Source organism: Chitinophagales bacterium (genome assembly GCA_019694975.1).
In the GTDB taxonomy this organism is placed as follows: domain Bacteria; phylum Bacteroidota; class Bacteroidia; order Chitinophagales; family UBA10324; genus JACCZZ01.
The window spans coordinates 57,807-78,983 of the sequence record JAIBAY010000006.1; the positions used below are offsets into that span (position 1 = coordinate 57,807).

Here is a 21,177-nt window from a genome sequence, read left to right on the forward strand (position 1 = left end):
TATCAATGAGTCTTTGAAGATTAAATTGACTTTTCCGGCATTTAAAGATGGTGGCATCTTCCGAGGTGATCAATAGCTGTTAACCTAACAGTTCATAATACTCCTTACTATGCTGGAGTCGATAATCTCTGTCTTCCCTTGCTTTTCTTCGCCGGCAATTGGCCTGCTGTGCAAGGGTGGTGCTGTCTTGAAGCAATATCCTTTTAAAGCGTTTTAAAACCGGATGCATCTTGACTTGCTTAGCATTGATTGATACCTGGTGGCTGGTCTCGAATTTCAATGCCAACATCAAAAACCGGATCAACCCGTCGCTGATCCGCGACCAGATCGCTTGTTTAGATACCATTTTACGACTCACACGGCAAATCTGTTCTGCGCATCCCTGCAGCGTATTCTTGTTTTGCAGTGCCAGCATAAAAAATCCAAGTATCATTGACTTGCCCGTTACCTTTTTCGCTATTCTAAGCTTAAATCCACTTTGGCGGGCAAAGCGGTTGCACGTAATATTTTTTACTTTTTGTATTATACTGTTGAAACTTTTTGCCTGTTTTGAGCAGGTGCTTTTGGGTGTCATTAGATGTCGTAATTTGGTTTCACCTAAATAGCACCTACTTTTTTTGATTCCTCCTATACAAACATTCCCATTTCTCCACTCCTTTTTTTAAAAGTGTCCTGTTTTAGCTTGACGCCTATGCGATTGATCGGGATCAGCATCTCATCAATTCATTGACAGATACTTGAATATATCAGGCATGACTGCATTGCTTGCCTGTTTTGAGATAGCTTCTTGGATTTACCGGTCGATATATTTTTCAGATTACGACTGGAAATCAATGTTGAAAAATTCAAATTGCCGGGAACCGTCCCTTTTTCCTATCCATAAAGTACTAACGCAACGCTCCGGAGATTCACCATAATTGGTGATAGGATCCATTCACCTCGGAATGCATGTTTGTGTCAAAATTTTTTGTTCCCGAAATCCTGATCACATGAACCCTTTAAAAACCCCGCATCACATGAAACAGCAGTTACTCCGGATGGCAACCTGCATCATTGCCGTATTCGCATTCATGAGCCTACGGCTGAGCGCTCAGCCACTCTTTACCAGGACTACCTTTAATGAAGCATACACTGCCATTACGATTGGCGGTGGGGCAACCTCCTCTGTGGCTACGGGCGACAATGCAAATGAAACCGGTATTCCTGTCGGTTTTGATTTTGTTTATAATGGCATAACCTATACCACCCTCGGTTTAAGCACCAACGGCGTAGTCTGGTTTGATGCCGTTGCACCTTCAACTTCTGCAGGGAATTCGAATATGGTAACCACGACAGGCCCTAACCAGAGTCTTGCTCCATGGTTTAATAATTTGACTGATGATGCGTCATCAGATATTCTGTATCAGACACAAGGTGCGCCGGGCAGCAGAACGTTTACCATTCAATATTCCAACTATCCAACGTATACCGGCACAACAGGTAGTAATGTGAGGATGAACTGCCAGGTGATACTCTATGAATCTACCAATGTTATTGAATTCCGATACGGATCATTAAATGTTATTGGAGCGCAAACCACCAGTGGTGGCGCCATGATAGGTATTGAATGGGGTGCAGGGGGCAATAACAATTTTATTGATGCAGTCACGGGTTCTTCCATAGTTAGTCACCGCATGTTAAGTCCTTTAAGCGGATGGCCTTCCTACAACTTCCGTTTTACGCCTGGCGCACCGGCTGTTCTTGCTGCCGGGACTTACAATGTGGGTGTTGGTCAAACTTACAACAGCATAACAGAAGCGGTTGCAGATGTAAATCACCGCGGCATTACAGGTGCTGTCACTTTAAATCTGACCGATGCACAATATGATACTACTACGGCCAACGGGGATAATATATTTCCCATTTTTGTGGCAACCCCCAATGCGAGCATTACCAATGTCCTTACAATTTCCAAAACAGGTATTCCGGCAACTTTGGCATACAGGGGTTCCAGCGTCGCCGCATCGGGAGGAGGTTTCGGAACAGGGGTGAGTACGACAGCCTTAAGCCATAATGAAGAACCGCTGCTTGGTGTGTGCGCATCTTATACGACTATCAGTAACCTCAACCTCATTACCCATGGCGCTCCGCAGACCGTTGAAATAGGACTGGCTCTTTTTGAAATATCAGGAGCGAAAGGCGCACAGAATAACCTGTTCGATAAGATTTCGATTGACCTGAATCGCGCACATGGAGATGTGTATGGAATATCTTCGTTTAGCACCACGTCTCCGGGCGGTTTTCCGGGCACCAACTCAAATAATACCTATCGCGATATAAGCATAAAAGACTGCAACTTCGGTATAAGTATTAGTGCACCAAATAATGCAACCGGCCCCGCTGATGAAGGCAACCAAATCATTACTTCATCCTGCAGCACCTTTAACTACATTGGTGATCCGGCTGTACCGGACGACATCATTAGCACAAGTGGAGTATATGGAATAAATATTAGCGGGCAGAAAAATTTTGTAGTTCGCAACTGTATCGTTGAAAATATTTCCAGCACGGGCTCGGGAGGTCATATTAATGGTCTTCAGATTGTGAATTCATGGGGCACCAATGAAATAAGCAACAATATTATCCGCACATTAAAGCGAAATAATACCGGTCAAAGTTCCGTCTATTATCTTACAGGCATAAGAATTGAATGGGATAACCAGGTAGTAAATTTCAGGATTTATAATAACAGCATCAGTAATCTTTTGACATCATATACTGGCGTTCCAACTGCGCAGACTGCTGTTATTGGCATTTATTTTCCAGACACGGGTGCGGGTACTATCACATCAGACATATTCAACAACAGCATAAGTCTGAATGGAAGCACATTCCCCAATGTATCATCAGTATGCTTATCCATTCTCAGCACCACTAAAACTTTTCAGATAAAAAATAATGTTTTTGCAAATTTTACCATCGGGCAAACAGGTGTTGCTAATCATGGTTGCATCTACACGCAATCTTCAAATTTTTATGGCAATGCAGGATCGCTGGCCGATTACAATAATTACTTTTTGGCCGATAATACGAATGGTTATATAGGCAGGGCCCTGACGATAAATTACGCGACACTTGCTGACTGGCAGGCCGCCATGACATTAAACCCGGGCACTGATGCCAACACGCAGGTCGCCGATCCCAAATTTGTTAATCAGGCTAATGATTTGCACGGCACTTACTTGTCTGCTTCCCTGGATGGAACAGGAACTACACCTCCCGCTTATGACACTACCGACATTGATTGCCAGGTAAGAACAGCTCCGCATGATATCGGATACGACGATTTTACCAGCGGTTGTGTGGCCAATGGCGGAGTAGTTACTCCTACATCGGCGACGCTGTGTGCAAAGGATATTTTGGTGATGACGGCCAACGGTGTTACGGAGGATCCGTCCGGCACTTACCAATGGATGGTGTCAGGAACACCCGGCGGGCCCTATTCGAATGTGAGTGGTGGAAGCGGAGCAACTACTACTTCTTATACGACCGACAAGTTGAATAAAGGTACGTTCTACTATGTGTTAAAGGCAATTTGCCCCGGCGGTGGAACAGATTATTCCAATGAACTGGTACTGGAGGTGAAAGCCCAGCCGGAAGCAAATGTAACTCCTGCCGGACCCCTTACGATTTGCAAGGGCACAGATGTCGTGCTCACTGCATCCGGAGGATCGAACAGGTCATACCAGTGGCTGAACAAAGATGAACCGGTGGCCGGTGCAACAGGCATTTCGTATACGATTGACTCGAAAGGGAAATACAAAGTAGTAGTCACGAATACTACAACCGGCTGTACCAATACATCTGCAACTGTGAAAGTTACTGAGTATGAAGATCCCCTGGCCATCATAACGCCACAGGGTCCTACCACTTTCTGTGCAGGTGGCAGTGTAGTGCTGCAGGCCAATACAGGTGCCGGCCTCACTTACAAATGGAGGAAAGGGAGCAATTATATTTCCGGGGCCACGGAATCGGCTTATACGGCAACGGAACAGGGAAATTATAAGGTGGAAGTAACGAATGCGAATGGATGTACAAAACTTTCAGATGTAGTAGCCGTAACGGTGCCCTGCAAGATGGATGAAGATATGCAGGCTGATACGCCGGTTGCCATTTTCCCCAATCCCGTAACTGACCGGCTGAATATAACGCTTGCGACCACAACCGATTTTGAAGTGGAACTGGCGAACATAACCGGTGAAAGATTGGCGTTGCTGAAAAATGAAAGCACGATCGATATGTCCAGTCTTGCGGCAGGTGTATATTTTATAAAAATTGCTACCGCTGAGCAAACGGTTGTGAAGAAGGTGGTGAAGCGGTAATCAGTTATTGGTTATGCGTAGCGGGGAATTTATGCAGTAGCGAAGTCATAAACCCTGATGAGGAAACCCGTCAGGGTTTTTTATTGGGAAGGAAGATATTTTGTACAGGGCTGACGAATGCACTCGTCAAATTTACATTCATAAATAATTGTCGAGGATGATGACCTCAGGCAAAATTACAATTGCTCGGTAGTACGGAACGCCACCGGCAAATTCATGGCACACATTGCCTGTGAATTTGATTTTTCTTCACGTTCTTTGTGCTTCATAATTAACATGATGGCAAACGAACTATTCGAGAAGGTAGCTACCATGCTGCAGGAAATGGAAGCGGAGGTGATTTCAAATGCGGCAGCACTGGAGCAATTCCGGATACGGTATCTCGGCAGCAAAAACGTGATCAAGGATGTGTTTGCTGAAATGAAGCAGGTGCCCAATGAGCGCAAGAAGGAGTTCGGGCAGGTGGTGAATGCGCTGAAGCAAAAGGCAGAAGAGAAATTTCAACTTTTAAAAGATCAGCTTTCATCCACAACCACTTCATCCAAATCTGAAACAATTGATCTCTCCATGCCGGGCAATCCGATGGCACTGGGTTCAAGACATCCGGTGGCAGTGATCCGTAAAAAGGTGATTGATATATTCGGACGCATCGGTTTCCAGGTGGCGGAAGGTCCGGAGATTGAAGATGAATGGCACAACTTCACGGCGTTGAACATTCCGGAAGATCATCCGGCGCGTGACATGACGGATTCATTCTATATAGAAAATCCGGGTATCATTCTCCGTTCGCAAACCAGCAATGTGCAGATAAGGGTGATGGAAACACAAAAACCTCCCATCCGCATCATAGCGCCCGGACGTGTTTACCGCAACGAAACCATCACGTACAAACACCATGTTATTTTTCATCAGCTGGAAGGACTGTACGTTGATAAAAATGTCTCCTTCGCCGATCTTAAACAGACGATGTATTATTTCTTCAAAGAATTTTTCGGGGATGATTTCGAATGGCGTTTCCGGCCTTCCTATTTTCCTTTTACGGAGGTATCCGCGGAACTGGACATCAGGCGGAAGGGAACTGTAAAATGGATGGAGATACTGGGCTGCGGTATGGTTCATCCGAAGGTGCTGGAGAATTGTAAGATTGATCCGGAAGTGTATACCGGCTATGCCTGGGGAATGGGTATTGAAAGATTAGTATTGCTCAAATATGATATCCCTGATATCCGCATGCTGTTTGAAAATGATGTGCGGTTCCTGGAGCAGTTTGAAGCAGCGAGGTAAGAAAGTTATCAGGCAAAATCGGATGTTCAGAAAACTAATTTGTTCAACGCCTTCACCATATTTCTGCGGTTGCTGTATTTCACTTTAAATTCGTTGGTGAGTGATTTTGCAATGCTGATACCGGTCGGCAATGATTGAATCTTGCGCAGCATTTTTACCATGTATTCGTAGTGTTCACGTCCCATATTTTGTTCGGCATACCGCCGAAGGGCCACCCGGTAAATGTCTGCCAGTTCTTGCGGAAACCGGTCTTTCAGCAGATCATAGTACGTTTCCACAAATTCCAGCGATGCATTTTTTTGGACGAGTGCCAGCAGGCGCGGCCAGTATTTTTCTTCGGTATAAATAGCTGCCAATGCCCGGAAGCCCGGTAACCCGAAATGTGTTTCCGCTTTCAGCGAACTGATTATTTTTTCGACCTCCGCCGCCCACTTTTCAGATTCGTAAGTAGATTTCACGTGACGATAGTATTCGATGTTGAAACGGTCATAAAACAGCCGCAAGCCTGTCTGCCGTATAGTACGCTGGTCGTTTTCCAGCAGGGCGATTTTTAAAATCAGTATATCCCATTCCGAACTGCTATACAACCGTCCCTTCTGCATCTCGCTGCGTTTGCTTTCCTTCAGCAGTTCTTTAGCCGCAGCAAAATCTTTCTTCATTATATATTCATCAATCAGCTGCCGCCTGAATGCCTTGATCCGCAGGTTGCCTTCCATCACCAGGTGCGCTTCCTCTACTCTGCCCATCTTTTCCAGCAGTTGTATCTTTTTCCGAAGAAAAAATTCTTCATACCGCTCATTAACTGCGCTTTTCTGCAGTTTACCAGATGCTGTAATCAGCTGTTCAAGCAATGACAGGATACGGTATTGCTGTTCTTCGTTTGCCGCACCGTCTAAGAGCAGGTTGATCCAGTCATCTGCCACGCCGGAGTGCCGGTATTCGTCTTTGAGCGCCTGCTGCAAAGCCGTTTCAAAGATGAGTTCTTTCAACTGAGGGCCGGCATCGGCATGCATGATATCATCGAGCAATGAAAAAGCCGCGATGACTTTTTGTTGCAGGAGCAGTTCGGGATCATCATGGCGTCCAAGGAGCGGATGAACGAATTCAATCAGCACCACTGCCAGGTGAAACGGGTCGAGGTAGTTTTTTGATGCTAATTGATCTGCCGCCTGCAACAGTAATGTATCGAGCCGCGCTGCAACAGTTGTTATATAGCCGCCGTTCGCTTCATCATCAGCGATAATCTGCTGAATGAGTAATTGGAATTTGTCTTTGCCTGAAATTTTAAGCCGGTCTGCAAACTTCAGCAGGAACGCTGTTTCAAAAGATTTGTTTTGCGCGGCGTAAGTCTCCATAAATTCACGCAGCTCTTTATCCCTTACTTTTTTCAGTAAGGAAGCAAACAGTGAAGTTGCGGAATGACGTAATGCCTTATCCATGGTCGGCGGCTGCTACAGGAAGCAGGAGTAACACGGGTGATGAATGTTTAACGCAGGTTTTCTCAAAGAGAGTTTAACTGGTAAAGATAGCAAGATGACAGGAAGTTAATGTCTGCGCGTATGTATATTATCACTCAGTTTAAGCGCATCAGTCTGTCATTCGTTTGCTTCGGTGTTTGTCAGGAAAATCCGCATCATATATTCGCCATTACCTGATTTGGAAGGCGGGTTAATTTGAAGCGCATGCACTGCTCCTGCCGGGCGAATGGAAGATGAATCGTTCAAGTGATCTTATTACACTGTAACTTGCAGTTCCGGCGCTGATGATCTTCAGTAGCGCAACCATGAAAACGATAGAACAAATCCATTCCATTGCAGTTGTTGGTGCAGGCACAATGGGCGCAGGCATAGCGCAGCTCGCCGCGCAGGCCGGTTACAATACCATTTTATATGATGTGGAAGATAAGGCTCTCCGTCATGGAATCGACGCTATCACGGATAACCTGACTATTGCTGTTGAAAAAGGAAAAATTGATGCTGCAGAGCAGCAAAGGATATTGTCGCGCATTCATCCTTCCGGTAATTTCAGCGACCTGGCGGCAGACGTTGTGATTGAAGCGATCGTGGAGCGACTGGAAATTAAAACAAATCTCTTCCGGCAATTGGCGCAATTAACAGAAGCGGATGAATCCATTTTTTGTTCCAACACTTCTTCCATACCTATTACAATGCTGTCAGCAGCAATTCCTTACCCGGAACGTGTTGCGGGCATGCATTTTTTTAATCCTGCTTATCTCATGAAGCTGGTGGAAGTAGTGTCAGGAGAACGGACGGCGGAAGCCTGCGCCAAAACGGTTTTTGCGCTTGCCGTCAAAATGGGTAAACAGCCGGTGATGGCGAAAGACAAGCCGGGCTTTATCGTGAACCGTATCGGCAAGATGTATCATACCGAATCGCTCCGCCTGCTGGAGGAAAAAGTCGCTCCCGTTGCAGCTATTGATCAGTTGCTCGAATCACGCGGATTCAGGATGGGGCCTTTCAGGCTGATAGACCTCATCGGCGTAGATGCCAACCTGAACGTAACAAAATCATTGTATGAATTGATGCAGCATGAGCCGCGTTTCAGGCCCAGTGACATTCAGCAGCAGATGGTGGATGCAGGATGCCTGGGGAAAAAGACCGGGCGCGGATTTTACCGCTATTGATTGCTTCACCCGGAAATAAGATGACACCTGCATGCATAGCTGAACCTCGTTGAAAACGGTGCACGGTGATTGTGCTGATGCGATTGCAGCAGCGGCGGCATGTTCTCAAAATCAGGTTTCAGCGGCGGCTGCGCATACAGCAAAATGATAGTATAAAATCTATCTTTGCGCAAACATTATGCACCCGTACTGCTTGCTATGAAAACAACACTCTTAACAGACACACATATAAAACTCGGCGCAAAGATGGCTGAGTTTGCAGGTTTCAATATGCCGATCTCCTATGCCGGCATCAATGCCGAGCACCAATGTGTGCGTGAAAATGTAGGCGTGTTTGATGTTTCTCACATGGGTGAATTTGTGATCAAGGGTTCACGCGCGCTTGAGCTGATTCAGCTCGTTACTTCCAATGATGCATCAAAGCTGAAGATCGGCGATGTACAGTATAGCTGCCTGCCCAATGATAAAGGCGGTATTGTTGATGATTTGCTGGTGTATCACCTGCAGGATAATTCTTATATGCTGGTGGTGAATGCTTCCAATATTGAAAAGGACTGGAACTGGATCATGCAGCATAACACGTTTGGGGCGGAGATGAATAATATCAGTGACCGTGCGGGATTGCTGGCTGTTCAGGGACCGAATGCCATTAAAGTGTTGCAGAAGCTGACCACTACCGACCTGTCGCAGATTCCTTATTACAAATTTGCGCGCGGCGTTTTTGGCGGGGTAAAAAATGTGCTGATGTCAAACACCGGTTACACCGGCGCCGGCGGGTTTGAAATTTATTTTGATACGGCTGATGCGGGAGATCTGTGGTATAAGATTTTTGAAGCGGGCAAAGAATTCGGCATACAGCCAATCGGCCTCGGGGCAAGAGATACATTACGGCTGGAAATGGGTTTTTGCCTGTATGGTAATGATATAGATGATACCACATCACCGATTGAAGCAGGGCTTGGCTGGATCACCAAATTCACCAAGGATTTTGTTGCCAGGGATATCATTGAAGCACAAAAAAAGAATGGTGTTGCACGTAAACTGGTAGGATTTGAAATGATTGATAAAGGGATTGCCCGTCACGGCCATAATATTGTGGATGCAGATGGCAAGACGATCGGCACCGTAACGAGTGGAACGCAATCACTCACGCTGCAAAAGGCGATTGGTATGGGATATGTGCCGGTGGAGCTTTCCGCCGAAGGCAGTACCCTTTATATATCCATTCGCGACAGGCAATTGAAGGCCAGGGTGGTTAAGATGCCGTTTTTGAAAAAGTAAAGTTGTTGGCATGAAGCGGATCGCTTCTATGCACGCTCCGCTTCCTGGTAAGCAATCGTGTTCAGGTGAAGGATAATAAACAGCCTGTAGGAATGCGGTTGATTTCATCCTTAACAATTCATGGTTACAGCGTTGAGCAGGAATTTTCTCACGGGTCACTCTTGTCATGATGGAAAATATTTTCGTTCACCCGCCTGATGTTTGTGTTGAAGAATTGATTACCCGGAATCAATTCAGCTTAGGCGTCAAAAAAGTAACCGGATCATTCCATAATACGCGCCGTTTTATGAATAATGGTTGTGCCGGAAAAAGATAACATTAAAAATTCTGGCTACCTTTCCACCACTAAAAGAATCGCATTTGCCTGATAAATCAACCCTGGAAGTTTGCCTTACACCGGGCTTATTACCGCTGTATCCGATCAATGGAAAAGTGGTGGTAGTGATAGATGTCTTGCGGGCAACCACAACCATGTGTGTGGCATTGGATCAGGGTGCCGAAAAGGTTATTCCTGTTGAAACGATTGATGAATGCCTGAGCTACAAAGGGCGGGAGGGCTATATTTTAGCCGGTGAACGCAATGGCAGAAAAGTGGAGGGGTTTCATTTTGGCAATTCACCCTTTGAGTTTATGAATGGCGTAGTGAAAGGTAAAATACTCGTGCTCACCACTACTAACGGCACACGTGCCATCAAGATGACCGAGTCTTCTCACCAGGTGGTGATTGGCGGCTTTCTCAATTTTTCCGCTTTGGCGAAATGGCTGATCAGCGAGGGGAAAGACACTTTATTGCTTTGTTCGGGCTGGCGCGATAAATTTAACCTCGAAGACACCGTGTTTGCAGGCGCACTGATTCATCATATCAAAGAGTTTTTCCTGGTGGATTCCGATTCCGCATTTGCCGCGGAAAAGCTCTACCTTAACTCGAGGCGTAACATGTTTCATTTCATGAAGCAATCGTCTCATTACCGCCGGCTGGCACATCTTGGTGTCATCAACGATATCAAGTACTGCCTTCGCCCCGACTTAACCGACGTGGTGCCGGTACTGAAAAACGGGGAGCTCGTGCGGGCCGACTACCGCAAGGATATGGAAGGAGAATTTTTCTCACTGAATGATCTGGATTAACCTGCATGTTGCAGACTGGAGCAATCTGCCTTCCTGTTCAGTTATGAAAGTTTTTAATGAATGGTGATCGGCTTTTTTCGATCATGATAGTGCCGGTTATATACGCAAGGAATAAACTGATTTTTCAACATTGAACAAACTGGTGCTCATTGTCGGTGTAGGTGGTTTCTTAGGTACGGTTGCCCGTTTTCTCTCGCAGCAACTCGTTTATAAACTCTATCCGGTGGTTTTTCCATACGGCACGCTTGCTGTAAACCTCACTGGTTGCTTCCTGATCGGCGTATTTTATGCAATGGCAGAAAAAAACAATCTGCTTTCACCGGAATGGCGGCTGTTTCTTACAACAGGATTCTGCGGCGGCTTCACCACGTTTTCCGCATTTACCTATGAAGGCGTGCAGATGATGGACAACAAGGATTATTTATACCTGGGAATATATGCAGCAGTCAGCGTAGCGGCAGGCATCGCCGCCACGTATCTCGGAATATGGCTGACAAAATCCGTTGGCTGAAAGTTAGGGCAGGCACCTAAAAAGATTTCCAGCTGCACGATTTATTAATTGTCGTTCTTCTCTTAACAGTATATTGTTCGAACACACTATATTCGTCCATCACTAATTTAATATCATGGGTGCTTCATCGCTGATTGTGCTGATATGTGCTGCCGTGGCATTTTCCGCCGGCGGCATGGCTGTGGCTAAATTGCTGGTAAAAGGCAGCACCAATCCGGCTAAAGGACAAGCCTATGAATGTGGCATTCCTTCCAAAGGCACGCCATGGGATCAGTTTAATGTGGGCTATTATCTGTTTGCACTCATCTTTTTGATTTTTGATGTTGAACTGATTTTTATGTACCCGTGGGCCGTAGTGGTGAAGCAGGTCGGATGGCCCGCCCTGGTGGAGATCGTGATTTTTCTCTTCATCCTGTTCCTGGGTTTTCTGTATGCTCATAAAAAGGGAGCATTGAAATGGATGTGATGACTGAACCTGGTTATTCCGGTTACAGTAATCAGTTTTGATACAAACGATTTAATTTTCAAATTAAAATACGACGATTGGAAGCAGCTGATCCGATAACAGAGAAGCAATCATTTCCGGGGCAGGTTCATGAATTGCCGGGCGGAGGCGTTGTGCTGAGTAAGCTGGATGAAGTGATCAACTGGGCACGATCCAATTCATTATGGCCGCTCACCTTTGCAACGAGTTGCTGTGGCATAGAAATGATGTCGGTGGCCGGCGCGAAATACGATTTTTCCAGGTTTGGATTTGAAGTGGCGCGCGCCACACCGCGGCAGGCCGATGTGATTATTATCGCAGGTACCATCGTGAACAAGATGGCGCCGGTGCTGAAGCGATTGTATGATCAGATGGCAGAACCGAAGTACGTGATTGCCATGGGTGCCTGCGCCATCAGCGGCGGCCCTTTTTTCTACAACACCTATTCCGTGGTGAAGGGCGCCGACCATGTGATTCCGGTAGATGTTTACGTTGCCGGATGTCCGCCGCGCCCCGAGGCACTGCTCAACGCGCTCATCACCCTGCAGGAAAAAATAAGAAGTGGTGCCACACGGGAACAGATTAAAAGCGGAGCGCAGGATATGCCGTAACATCAACCGGCAAGATCGAATGACCTGTAAGGCATAAAAATGCCGGAAGAAAAATGACCAACGAAGAATTAAAGACAAAAATCACCCTCCTTTCGCCGGGAGCCGCGTTTGAGGAAGCCACCGAATGGCTGACCGTGCTGGCCGATCCGTTGAACTGGAAGAATCTTGCAACGCAACTGCGCAATGATGATTTATTGAAGTTCGACTACTTGTTCTGCCTCACCTGTGTCGACTGGAAATCACACCTGTCAGTCATCTATCATCTTACTTCCACTGCTTACCGTCACCATGTAGTGGTGAAGGCAAAACTCGATCGCGGCAATCCGGAGATAGAAACCGTCAGTGACATCTGGCGCACGGCGGAATTTCATGAGCGGGAAGTATTTGAATTATTCGGTGTCACATTTCTGCATCATCCTGATCTGCGGCGATTGATTCTGCCCGATGATTTTGAAGGATTTCCGTTGAGAAAAGATTTTGAAGATCCGGTGAATATGATAAAACTGTAACCCAAAGAACAGGATGGCAGGAGCGGCATCATTTCAGCAGCAACCATCCGCTGTAAAAAAACAATTATGACAGAAGAAGTAGGCACCACGCAAGAAGGCGACCTGATCATCAACATCGGGCCGCAGCATCCTTCCACGCATGGTGTGCTGCATCTTGTGGTAACGCTGAGAGGCGAAACCATCCTGAAAGTAGAACCTCACCTTGGTTATATCCACCGTTCCATAGAAAAAATGTGCGAGTCGCTGACCTACCGGCAGTTCATCTATGTGACAAGCAGGATGGATTACCTCTCCGCTCACATCAATAATCACGGTTGTGCCTTATGCGTGGAGAAGGGCATGCAGATAGAGATTCCGCCGCGGGCACAGGTGATACGCGTACTGATGGATGAACTGACCCGTATCGCATCGCATGAGCTGTGGTGGGGAGCAATGTCAATGGACCTTGGCGCCTTCACTCCCTTCTTTCATGCTTTCCGCGAACGCGAAACCATTAACGATATCATGGAAGAAACCTGTGGTGCCCGGTTGACCATGAATTATATGGTGCCCGGCGGCGTGATGTACGACCTTCATCCCAACTTCCAAAAACGGGTAAAGGATTTTCTGCAACTCTACAAACTGAAAATCGGCGAATATGATGACCTGATCACTGGCAATATTATTTTTCAAAACAGGATGAAGCAGGTAGGCATACTGAGTAAGGAAGATGCCATCTCCTATGGTTGTACCGGCCCGGTGGCACGGGGCAGCGGTGTCAGTTGCGACATCCGGAAGCTTTATCCGTATGAAGTGTATGATAAGCTGCAGTTTGAAGAGGTGCTGGAACAGGGTGGCGATTCTTTTTCAAGATATCTCGTTAGACTGCGCGAGATGAATCAGTCCATCAGCATCGTCGAACAACTGATTGACAATATTCCCGAAGGAGACTTTCAGGCCAAAACAAAAGCAGTTTTAAAATTGCCGAAAGGAGAATTCTATACAAGAGTGGAAACTGCTCGCGGCGAACTCGGTGTATACATAGTGAGCGAAGGCGGCACAACGCCTTACCGGATCAAATTCCGTTCACCGGGCTTCTCCAATCTTTCCGCGCTCAATCACATGGTGAAAGGCAGCAAGATCGGAGACCTTGTGGCTACGATGGGAACACTGGACCTGGTAATACCTGATATTGACAGATGATGCTACTCAAGAACTGCAGGATGAACGGAAAATATTCAGGGTTTAATGTTATGCATAACTGAACGGTTAACAATGACAATTAACAATGTGGAGTTTTGAAGGCATAACCAATTGGGTGAATAACTGGCTGAATGCGACCTTTCATCCGGTTGTCGCATTATTGATTCAGTTTGTGCTGGTAGGCTTGATGGCCATCCTGTTGTTTGCCATCCTGGGATTGGTGCTTGTTTACATGGAAAGAAAAGTTTCTGCTTTCATGCAGATCCGCTTAGGCCCCAACAGGGTTGGGCCGCAGGGAATTTTTCAGACACTGGCCGACACGTTAAAGCTTGTGATGAAAGAAGGTCTCACGCCTGCAGGCGCCGACAAATTTTTGTTTAATCTCGCGCCATACGTCGTGATGATAGTTGCCATGCTGATTCTTGCGCCGATGGCCTTCGCAAAGGGATTTCAGATGTGGGATATCAATATCGGCGTGCTCTACATATCTGCCGTTTCCTCCATTTCAGTTATTGGCATACTGATGGCAGGCTGGGCAAGCAACAACAAATATTCTTTGCTCGGTGCCATGCGGAGCGGTGCACAGATTGTCAGCTATGAGCTGTCGGCAGGGTTGGCCGTATTGTCCATCGTTATCCTTACTGGAAGCCTGAGTATATCCGACATCATTGCATCGCAGCAAAACGGATGGTGGATTTTTAAAGGACACATTCCCGCCGTCATCTCCTTCGTGATTTTCATGATTGCCGTTACGGCAGAAACCAACCGGGCTCCTTTCGACCTGGCAGAGGCCGAGTCCGAACTTACCGCCGGTTTTCACACAGAATACTCAGGCATGAAGTTCGCTTTGTTTTTCCTGGCGGAATATGTCAATATTTTCATCGTATGCGGTATCGGCGCAACACTTTTTTTCGGAGGATGGATGCCCTTTCATATCGGCCACTGGGATGCCTTTAACCGCATCATGGATTACATTCCCTCCTCACTCTGGTTCTTTGGGAAAACATTCTTTCTCATTTTCCTCATCATGTGGTTCCGCTGGACTTTCCCGCGGCTGCGCATTGATCAGTTGTTGAATCTTGAATGGAAATATCTCCTGCCTATCTCCATGTTTAATCTGTTGCTGATGACTTTCATCGCCATTATGGGATGGTATTTCTGAAACAGGTTATAGCAGTGAAGAGCCGGTTTGATGATGCAGGCCGAAGTATCTGACAGGCTCATCCGGCTTTTTGTTTCACTGCCGCTGCCCGGAAAATTTATTGGGCTGAAATAACCGGACAAGTTTCACTAAACTTGCTCTGTGTTTCTGGCGCAATACATTAAAGAAGTTTACCGGACGGTAAAGTCGCTGCTCACAGGCATGCGGATGACAGGTTACTATTTTTTTCACCCAAGGAAAGAAGTCATTACGCAGCTTTACCCGGAAACACCGCCGCAGTTACCGGAACGGTTTAAAGGCGAAGTGGTCATGCTGCATGATGGCAACAACGAACATGCCTGCACCGGATGCACAGCCTGCGAACTCGCCTGTCCCAACGGAACCATTAAGATCATCACTAAATTTGAAACAGGCGCCGATGGCAAAAAGAAGAAGGCGCTCGACACGTTCGTCTATCACCTTGAGTTATGTACGATGTGTAATTTGTGCATTGTGGCTTGCCCGACCGACGCTATAAAAATGGCGCAGACCTTCGAGCACAGTGTTTTCGACAGGAATAAATTAATAAGGAAACTTAACCGGCCCGGATCAAAAATAAGAGCCGGCATCGAGTAAGCAATATGACTGCATCACAAATCATCTTTTACCTGATCGCTGCTTTTATGCTGGGTACCGGATTACTGGCCGTCACCACGCGTAAAGTTTTTCGAGCTGCCATCTGGTTGCTTTTTTCTTTGATTGGTATAGCGGCGCTCTATTTCTGGATGGAGGTGGAGTTTATTGCAGCGGTTCAGATCATCGTGTATGTCGGCGGCATTGTTGTGCTGATTATTTTTTCAATTTTTCTGACACAGCATGCCGGCACAGAAATGAGTAAGCCAACCCTTACAAGATCGGTTGCCGCAGCGTGTGCTGCATTGTCGGGTTTTGCATTAACCTACCTGCTTATTGTGCAGCACGGGTTCACCAGCTCCGGTAAAAGTTTCGGCTGGAATATGGGAATGATCGGCACACAGATGCTGGATACAGGCAGCAATGGTTTCGCATTACCATTTGAAGTGGTGAGTATACTGTTGCTTGCTGCCATGGTGGGTTGTATTGTGATTGCAATAAAAAGCAAACGCAAACCCGTCAGTCAGGAATCAGTGACATGAAGGACGTGCTGATTGCAGTTTCTTTTTTTCAACAGAGTATCATTAACCTGCAGTAACATGAGTGATGTACCAATGAATCATATACTGTTTGTGAGCACGGCGCTGTTCTTCATCGGTGTTTATGGTTTTCTCACCCGCCGCAACATGATTACCATGCTGATGTCGGTAGAGCTGATATTAAACAGTGTGAACATCAATTTCGTCACCTTCAATAAATACCTCTACCCGGAACGGATGGATGGCATTTTCTTCACCGTATTCATCATTGCCATTGCGGCTGCTGAAGCGGCTGTTGCTATAGCCATCATCATCAATCTTTACAGGACTCATCAATCCATTGACGTGGAAGACGCATCGGAGATGAAGTTTTAACCCTTTAAAAGTCAGTCAGGCACCGGGCGACCGCTGTTGCAATGGCACACCCGGAGCTGAAATACCGCAACCAATGAACTATCAATACACCGCTCTTATTCCGCTGTTACCGTTGGCAGGTTTTCTTCTGCTGGGTTTGTTTGGAAGAAAATACATTGGGAAATCTTCCGGTGCCATCGCCACGATGCTGCTCTTAATTTCAGCAGCCTTGTCTCTGCTGACCGCTTATACTTATTTTTTTGTAAACGGAAAGACAAACGGCATTTATCAGACCATTATGCCGCTTGATGTAATGTGGCTGAAGTTTTCTGATACACTCAGTATCAGGATGGGTATAACGCTGGATCCTATTGGAGTGATGATGCTTGTAGTCGTCACCTTCGTTTCGCTGATGGTGCATATCTATTCCACCGGCTACATGCAAGGTGAAGAACGGTTCAGTACTTATTTTTCATTTCTGCAGCTTTTTACCTTTTCCATGCTCGGACTGGTGATGGCAAGCAATATTTTTCAGATCTATGTTTTCTGGGAGCTGGTAGGTGTATCATCTTACCTGCTCATCGGATATTATTACGACCGTCCGTCTGCTGTTGCTGCCGCCAAGAAAGCATTCATCGTTACACGCTTCGCTGATTTCGGATTCCTTATCGGTATTCTCATTCTTGCATTCTATGCCGAAACGCTGGACTTCGCATTACTCCTGCAACGTCTTACTACGCCTACACCACAACTGGCATCCATCATTTCAGCATCCTTTATGGGTGTCTCCGCCCTGAGTTGGGGACTGGTACTGGTGTTTATTGGCGGCGCCGGTAAGTCAGCCATGTTTCCATTGCATATCTGGTTGCCGGATGCCATGGAAGGTCCAACGCCTGTATCTGCTTTGATTCATGCCGCCACCATGGTAGTGGCAGGTGTTTTTTTAGTGGCCAGGTTATTTCCGGTTTTCGCTATGTCTGATCCTGTGGCATTGCAGGTGGTGGCTGCCGTTGGCGTTTTCTCAGCAATGCTCGCGGCAGTGATTGCCTGTACGCAAACGGATATTAAAAGGGTATTGGCTTATTCCACTATGTCGCAGATCGGGTATATGATGTTTGCATTGGGTGTGGCAGGTTATGGCGGTGAACATGGATTGGGTTACACGGCTTCGATGTTTCACTTGTTTACGCATGCATTCTTCAAGTCATTGCTGTTTCTGGGTGCCGGAGCCGTTATACATTTAGTACACAGTAATGAAATGAAGGATATGGGCGGACTGAGAAAAAAAATGCCTGTCGCGCACATCACGTTTCTGATTGCCTGTCTGGCCATTTCGGGTGTACCGCCTTTTGCTGGATTCTTCAGTAAGGAAGAAATTCTGCATGCTGCGCATAGTTCAAACTTGCCTGTTTATTATATCGCACTCATCACTTCAGGCATCACAGCATTCTATATGTTCCGGTTGTACTTTTCCATATTCTGGAACAAAACAGCTTTCAATACAGCCATATCTGCACATGAAGTTCACGATCATGCAGCGGAGCATGGAGAAGGAACATGGTCCATGAAGATTCCGCTACTCGTGCTGGCCTGCTGCACCCTGATAACCGGCTTTGTACCCTTTTCAGCATTTGTTACATCCGATGGTGTTCCGTTTCAAACACATTTCAACCTGGTTTTTTCAATACTGCCCGTATGCTTTGCCTTATCAGGAATAGCGATTGCCTTTTTGCTGTATCAAAAGCAAAATCAACGGGCCGAAAGGATTGCAGCGGGGCTCGGAGGTTTCTATAAAGCGGCGCTTGCAAAATTTTATATTGATGAAGTCTATCTGTTTATTACAAAAAAGATCGTTTTCAATTTGATCGGAAGGCCTGCTGCATGGTTTGACCGCAACATTGTGGATGGCACCATGAATGGCATTGCGTGGACGACCGGACAGTTTTCTGCTTCCATCAAAGGTTTGCAATCGGGGAAAGTGCAGGGATATGCCATATATTTCTTCGGCGGCATCGTGATGCTGATGCTGATTTTTATTTACTGGTGGAATTGAAATGATCCTGGAACAAGCATTTCCCAAACATAAAAAGGGCGCAATGATTCACGATGCATTGCGCCCTTTTCTTTCCTGAAAGTCTAAGCTATTGAACGATCAGTTTCTGTATGGTTTCATATCCGTTGTTTTCCAGCTTCAGAAAATATACGCCGGTACCAAAACTGCTCATGTCTATTGCTTTCAACCAAAGTTGCGATTTGTCCTTGTAGCTCTCTTTCATCACCAGCCTGCCCATCGCATCGGTCACCTGCAGGTTAACGGGCAAATTGTTCTCCGCGTCAAAAGACAGGTAGAATAAGCCATTGGAAGGATTGGGATAAATTTTTGACTGGTAAGCTGATGTAGACGGTGCGATGCCTGTGGCAACGAATCCGCCATCGTATTTGAAGACACCGCCCGTTGTGGCATCTAAATTAAATCCGCCTGCCCAGCCGGTGATGTTATCATAAAATTTTACTGTGGTATATTGAATACCGTCATCAATAGTCTCCCAGGTATCACCGCCATCCAGGCTATAGGATGATCCGATATCAGGTATTGTATAATCAACACCGGTGGAAACCAGTGTCATATCTGTTTTGGGTACATAACAGAATGAACCTTTATACATCATTCCGGAAGGAATCACCGCTGTCCAGCTGGCGCCGCCGTCCGTAGTACGCATAAAAGTGACGTTGGAACTTGCATCAATATATTTAGCCCAGCCCAGGTTTTCATCTTTGTAATCTATCTGTTGTAAATCAGTAAGCCCGGTCACCTGCACAACCGACCAGGTAGCGCCATGATCAGTAGTTTTATAAATTCTACCCTTATTGGTACCAAACCAGAAGATATCGTCCGACACGGCAAAAACACGCGTATAACCATATTCGCCTGAAAGCGGATCAGGAATATTGGCGCCGGCTACTGCCGACCACGTTGTGCCACCATCGGCAGTGGTATAGATCTCAAACTCATTGTTTACCGGATCACCCACAGCGAGACCGGTATTGGCATCCCAGAAATAAAGCACATCAGGAAAGGAGGTGCTGGCTGTTGCGAAGATAACGCCGGTGCCTTGTTGCGTCCATGTTGCTCCGCCATCCGTGGTTTTGAAAATGCCACCGGTGGCAGCAGACGTATTTTTGAAAAACATCGCCCAGGCTGTGTTTTCATCGATAGCGGCGAGGCACGACCAGCTGAAATTGGTAGGAGCTGCTGAAACGGTTCCTGCTGTCCAGGTATTTCCACCATCGGTAGTTCTCGAGTAGTCGCGGACATTGGCACTGCCGCTTCCGGACCCGTTATAGGCGGTAACCCAGGCATTGTCATGGCTGGTGATTACAACCTGGTTAACGCCACGGCTTGCTGTAGAGAAGCCGGTGGCCTCTTCTATCCATTGGGCAAACACCGGTGCCGCAAGAAAAGAAGACATACATAAAGCGAGTAAGGTTTTTTTCATGGTTCTGGATTTAGTTAGTCAAATCTAACTGATATCTCTCAAATGAAGTATGCCTGACCGAAGATTGTTGGTACGCTGCCATGTAATTGTCGTTTCTCTAATGCCGAGAAGTCCTATTTTTGCCAGTCATGAATTTTCCTTCCAGATTAATTGAACAGGCGGTTAATGAGTTTGAAAAACTGCCCGGCATCGGAAAAAAAACCGCACTCCGGTTGGTGTTGCACCTGCTCAAGCAGGATGTGGCCACGGCGGAGCATTTTGGCGAGGCCATCATGCGCATGCGCAGGGAGATCCGCTTCTGTAAAAACTGCCACAACATTGCAGACCATGAGCTGTGCAGCATCTGCGAAAACCCCAAGCGCAATCAATCACTTGTATGCGTCGTGGAAAACATCCGCGATGTGATTGCCATAGAATCTACCAATCAGTACAACGGTTTGTATCATGTGCTGGGCGGCGTTATCAGTCCGCTGGAAGGCATTGGCCCGGAAGAGTTAAATATTGATTCATTGGGTGAGCGCTGCAGGCACGGTGAAGTAAAAGAAGTGATCATGGCATTGAATCCCACTATTGAAGGCGACACCACTATTTTCTATCTCTCGAAAAAACTGCAATCCCTTCCTGTTAAGATTACCAGTATTGCCCGTGGTATTTCCTTCGGCGGCGAACTGGAATATGTAGATGATATAACGCTGGCGAGGTCGATTGCCACGCGGATGCCGTATGAGAATTATTTGGTGAGGAGTGGGGAGTAGTGAGTCGTTATTAGTTTTTGGAAGGCTGCCGTGGCATTGCGGCAATCAGTTGGCAATCGTAACTCGTGCTTCTGACCATGCTGCTTAAGCGGCAAACCTTGTGGATAGTGCTGACAGGGATATGCATGCTGCTTCCGTGAGTCCTGAGTTACTACCATCCGGACTTATGGAGAAAATGATTTATAATCACCTGCAGACGTACACGTGATATGCCTGCCTTCATCGTTGAGGGGAAACAAATTTGTCAGGCAGCAGCCATTCCA

Annotated in this window: 19 protein-coding genes; 16 read left to right on the forward strand and 3 right to left on the reverse strand. The window is 46.5% G+C overall.

The window, feature by feature from the left end; all coding sequences use genetic code 11:
- Positions 1-79: 79 nt before the first annotated feature.
- A complete protein-coding gene (locus K1X61_11865) occupies positions 80-574 on the reverse strand; it encodes a hypothetical protein (GenBank protein ID MBX7109335.1) in 495 nt (164 codons plus the stop codon).
- Between the two features lie 442 nt (positions 575-1,016).
- On the opposite strand from K1X61_11865, the gene K1X61_11870 reads away from it, so the two are divergent.
- Positions 1,017-4,361, forward strand: coding sequence for a T9SS type A sorting domain-containing protein (locus K1X61_11870; GenBank protein ID MBX7109336.1), 3,345 nt, complete (start codon positions 1,017-1,019; stop codon positions 4,359-4,361).
- A gap of 279 nt (positions 4,362-4,640) precedes the next feature.
- Positions 4,641-5,645 (forward strand): phenylalanine--tRNA ligase subunit alpha, encoded by a 1,005-nt coding sequence (pheS, locus tag K1X61_11875; protein ID MBX7109337.1) that lies wholly within the window; start codon positions 4,641-4,643, stop codon positions 5,643-5,645.
- Positions 5,646-5,671: 26 nt separating this feature from the next.
- Here the strand turns inward: pheS and K1X61_11880 are convergent, their stop codons facing one another.
- Positions 5,672-7,084: a hypothetical protein gene (locus K1X61_11880; GenBank protein ID MBX7109338.1), complete on the reverse strand. Its 1,413-nt coding sequence runs from the start codon at positions 7,082-7,084 to the stop codon at positions 5,672-5,674.
- Between the two features lie 344 nt (positions 7,085-7,428).
- On the opposite strand from K1X61_11880, the gene K1X61_11885 reads away from it, so the two are divergent.
- From K1X61_11885 to nuoL, 13 genes are all read left to right on the forward strand, one after another.
- Positions 7,429-8,289 (forward strand): 3-hydroxybutyryl-CoA dehydrogenase, encoded by an 861-nt coding sequence (locus tag K1X61_11885; GenBank protein ID MBX7109339.1) that lies wholly within the window; start codon positions 7,429-7,431, stop codon positions 8,287-8,289.
- A gap of 198 nt (positions 8,290-8,487) precedes the next feature.
- A complete protein-coding gene (gcvT, locus tag K1X61_11890) occupies positions 8,488-9,570 on the forward strand; it encodes a glycine cleavage system aminomethyltransferase GcvT (protein ID MBX7109340.1) in 1,083 nt (360 codons plus the stop codon).
- A gap of 360 nt (positions 9,571-9,930) precedes the next feature.
- A complete protein-coding gene (locus K1X61_11895; GenBank protein MBX7109341.1) occupies positions 9,931-10,698 on the forward strand; it encodes a 2-phosphosulfolactate phosphatase in 768 nt (255 codons plus the stop codon).
- A gap of 130 nt (positions 10,699-10,828) precedes the next feature.
- The gene (crcB, locus tag K1X61_11900) at positions 10,829-11,209 is read left to right on the forward strand and encodes a fluoride efflux transporter CrcB (GenBank protein MBX7109342.1); all 381 of its coding nucleotides are present in this window, start codon (positions 10,829-10,831) and stop codon (positions 11,207-11,209) included.
- A 115-nt stretch (positions 11,210-11,324) separates the two neighbouring features.
- Positions 11,325-11,675: an NADH-quinone oxidoreductase subunit A gene (locus K1X61_11905; GenBank protein MBX7109343.1), complete on the forward strand. Its 351-nt coding sequence runs from the start codon at positions 11,325-11,327 to the stop codon at positions 11,673-11,675.
- A 62-nt stretch (positions 11,676-11,737) separates the two neighbouring features.
- Complete coding sequence (locus tag K1X61_11910) at positions 11,738-12,304, forward strand: NADH-quinone oxidoreductase subunit B (GenBank protein MBX7109344.1); 567 nt, start codon at positions 11,738-11,740, stop codon at positions 12,302-12,304.
- A gap of 53 nt (positions 12,305-12,357) precedes the next feature.
- The gene (locus K1X61_11915) at positions 12,358-12,813 is read left to right on the forward strand and encodes an NADH-quinone oxidoreductase subunit C (protein MBX7109345.1); all 456 of its coding nucleotides are present in this window, start codon (positions 12,358-12,360) and stop codon (positions 12,811-12,813) included.
- A 66-nt stretch (positions 12,814-12,879) separates the two neighbouring features.
- Positions 12,880-13,995 (forward strand): NADH-quinone oxidoreductase subunit D, encoded by a 1,116-nt coding sequence (locus tag K1X61_11920; protein ID MBX7109346.1) that lies wholly within the window; start codon positions 12,880-12,882, stop codon positions 13,993-13,995.
- Positions 13,996-14,080: 85 nt separating this feature from the next.
- Positions 14,081-15,157 carry an NADH-quinone oxidoreductase subunit NuoH gene (gene nuoH, locus K1X61_11925; protein ID MBX7109347.1) on the forward strand — a complete coding sequence of 359 codons (1,077 nt, stop codon included), beginning with the start codon at positions 14,081-14,083 and terminating at the stop codon, positions 15,155-15,157.
- Between the two features lie 201 nt (positions 15,158-15,358).
- Complete coding sequence (locus tag K1X61_11930; GenBank protein MBX7109348.1) at positions 15,359-15,772, forward strand: 4Fe-4S binding protein; 414 nt, start codon at positions 15,359-15,361, stop codon at positions 15,770-15,772.
- A 5-nt stretch (positions 15,773-15,777) separates the two neighbouring features.
- Entirely contained in the window at positions 15,778-16,311 is a 534-nt protein-coding gene (locus K1X61_11935) for an NADH-quinone oxidoreductase subunit J (protein ID MBX7109349.1), read from the forward strand.
- Positions 16,312-16,368: 57 nt separating this feature from the next.
- A complete protein-coding gene (gene nuoK / locus K1X61_11940; GenBank protein MBX7109350.1) occupies positions 16,369-16,683 on the forward strand; it encodes an NADH-quinone oxidoreductase subunit NuoK in 315 nt (104 codons plus the stop codon).
- A 73-nt stretch (positions 16,684-16,756) separates the two neighbouring features.
- Positions 16,757-18,715 carry an NADH-quinone oxidoreductase subunit L gene (nuoL, locus tag K1X61_11945; protein ID MBX7109351.1) on the forward strand — a complete coding sequence of 653 codons (1,959 nt, stop codon included), beginning with the start codon at positions 16,757-16,759 and terminating at the stop codon, positions 18,713-18,715.
- Positions 18,716-18,803: 88 nt separating this feature from the next.
- Here the strand turns inward: nuoL and K1X61_11950 are convergent, their stop codons facing one another.
- On the reverse strand, positions 18,804-20,159 hold the full coding sequence (locus tag K1X61_11950) for a T9SS type A sorting domain-containing protein (GenBank protein MBX7109352.1): 1,356 nt from the start codon (positions 20,157-20,159) through the stop codon (positions 18,804-18,806).
- 128 nt (positions 20,160-20,287) lie between these two features.
- Between K1X61_11950 and recR the strand changes: the two genes are divergently transcribed.
- On the forward strand, positions 20,288-20,914 hold the full coding sequence (gene recR / locus K1X61_11955) for a recombination mediator RecR (GenBank protein MBX7109353.1): 627 nt from the start codon (positions 20,288-20,290) through the stop codon (positions 20,912-20,914).
- Positions 20,915-21,177 lie beyond the last annotated feature (263 nt).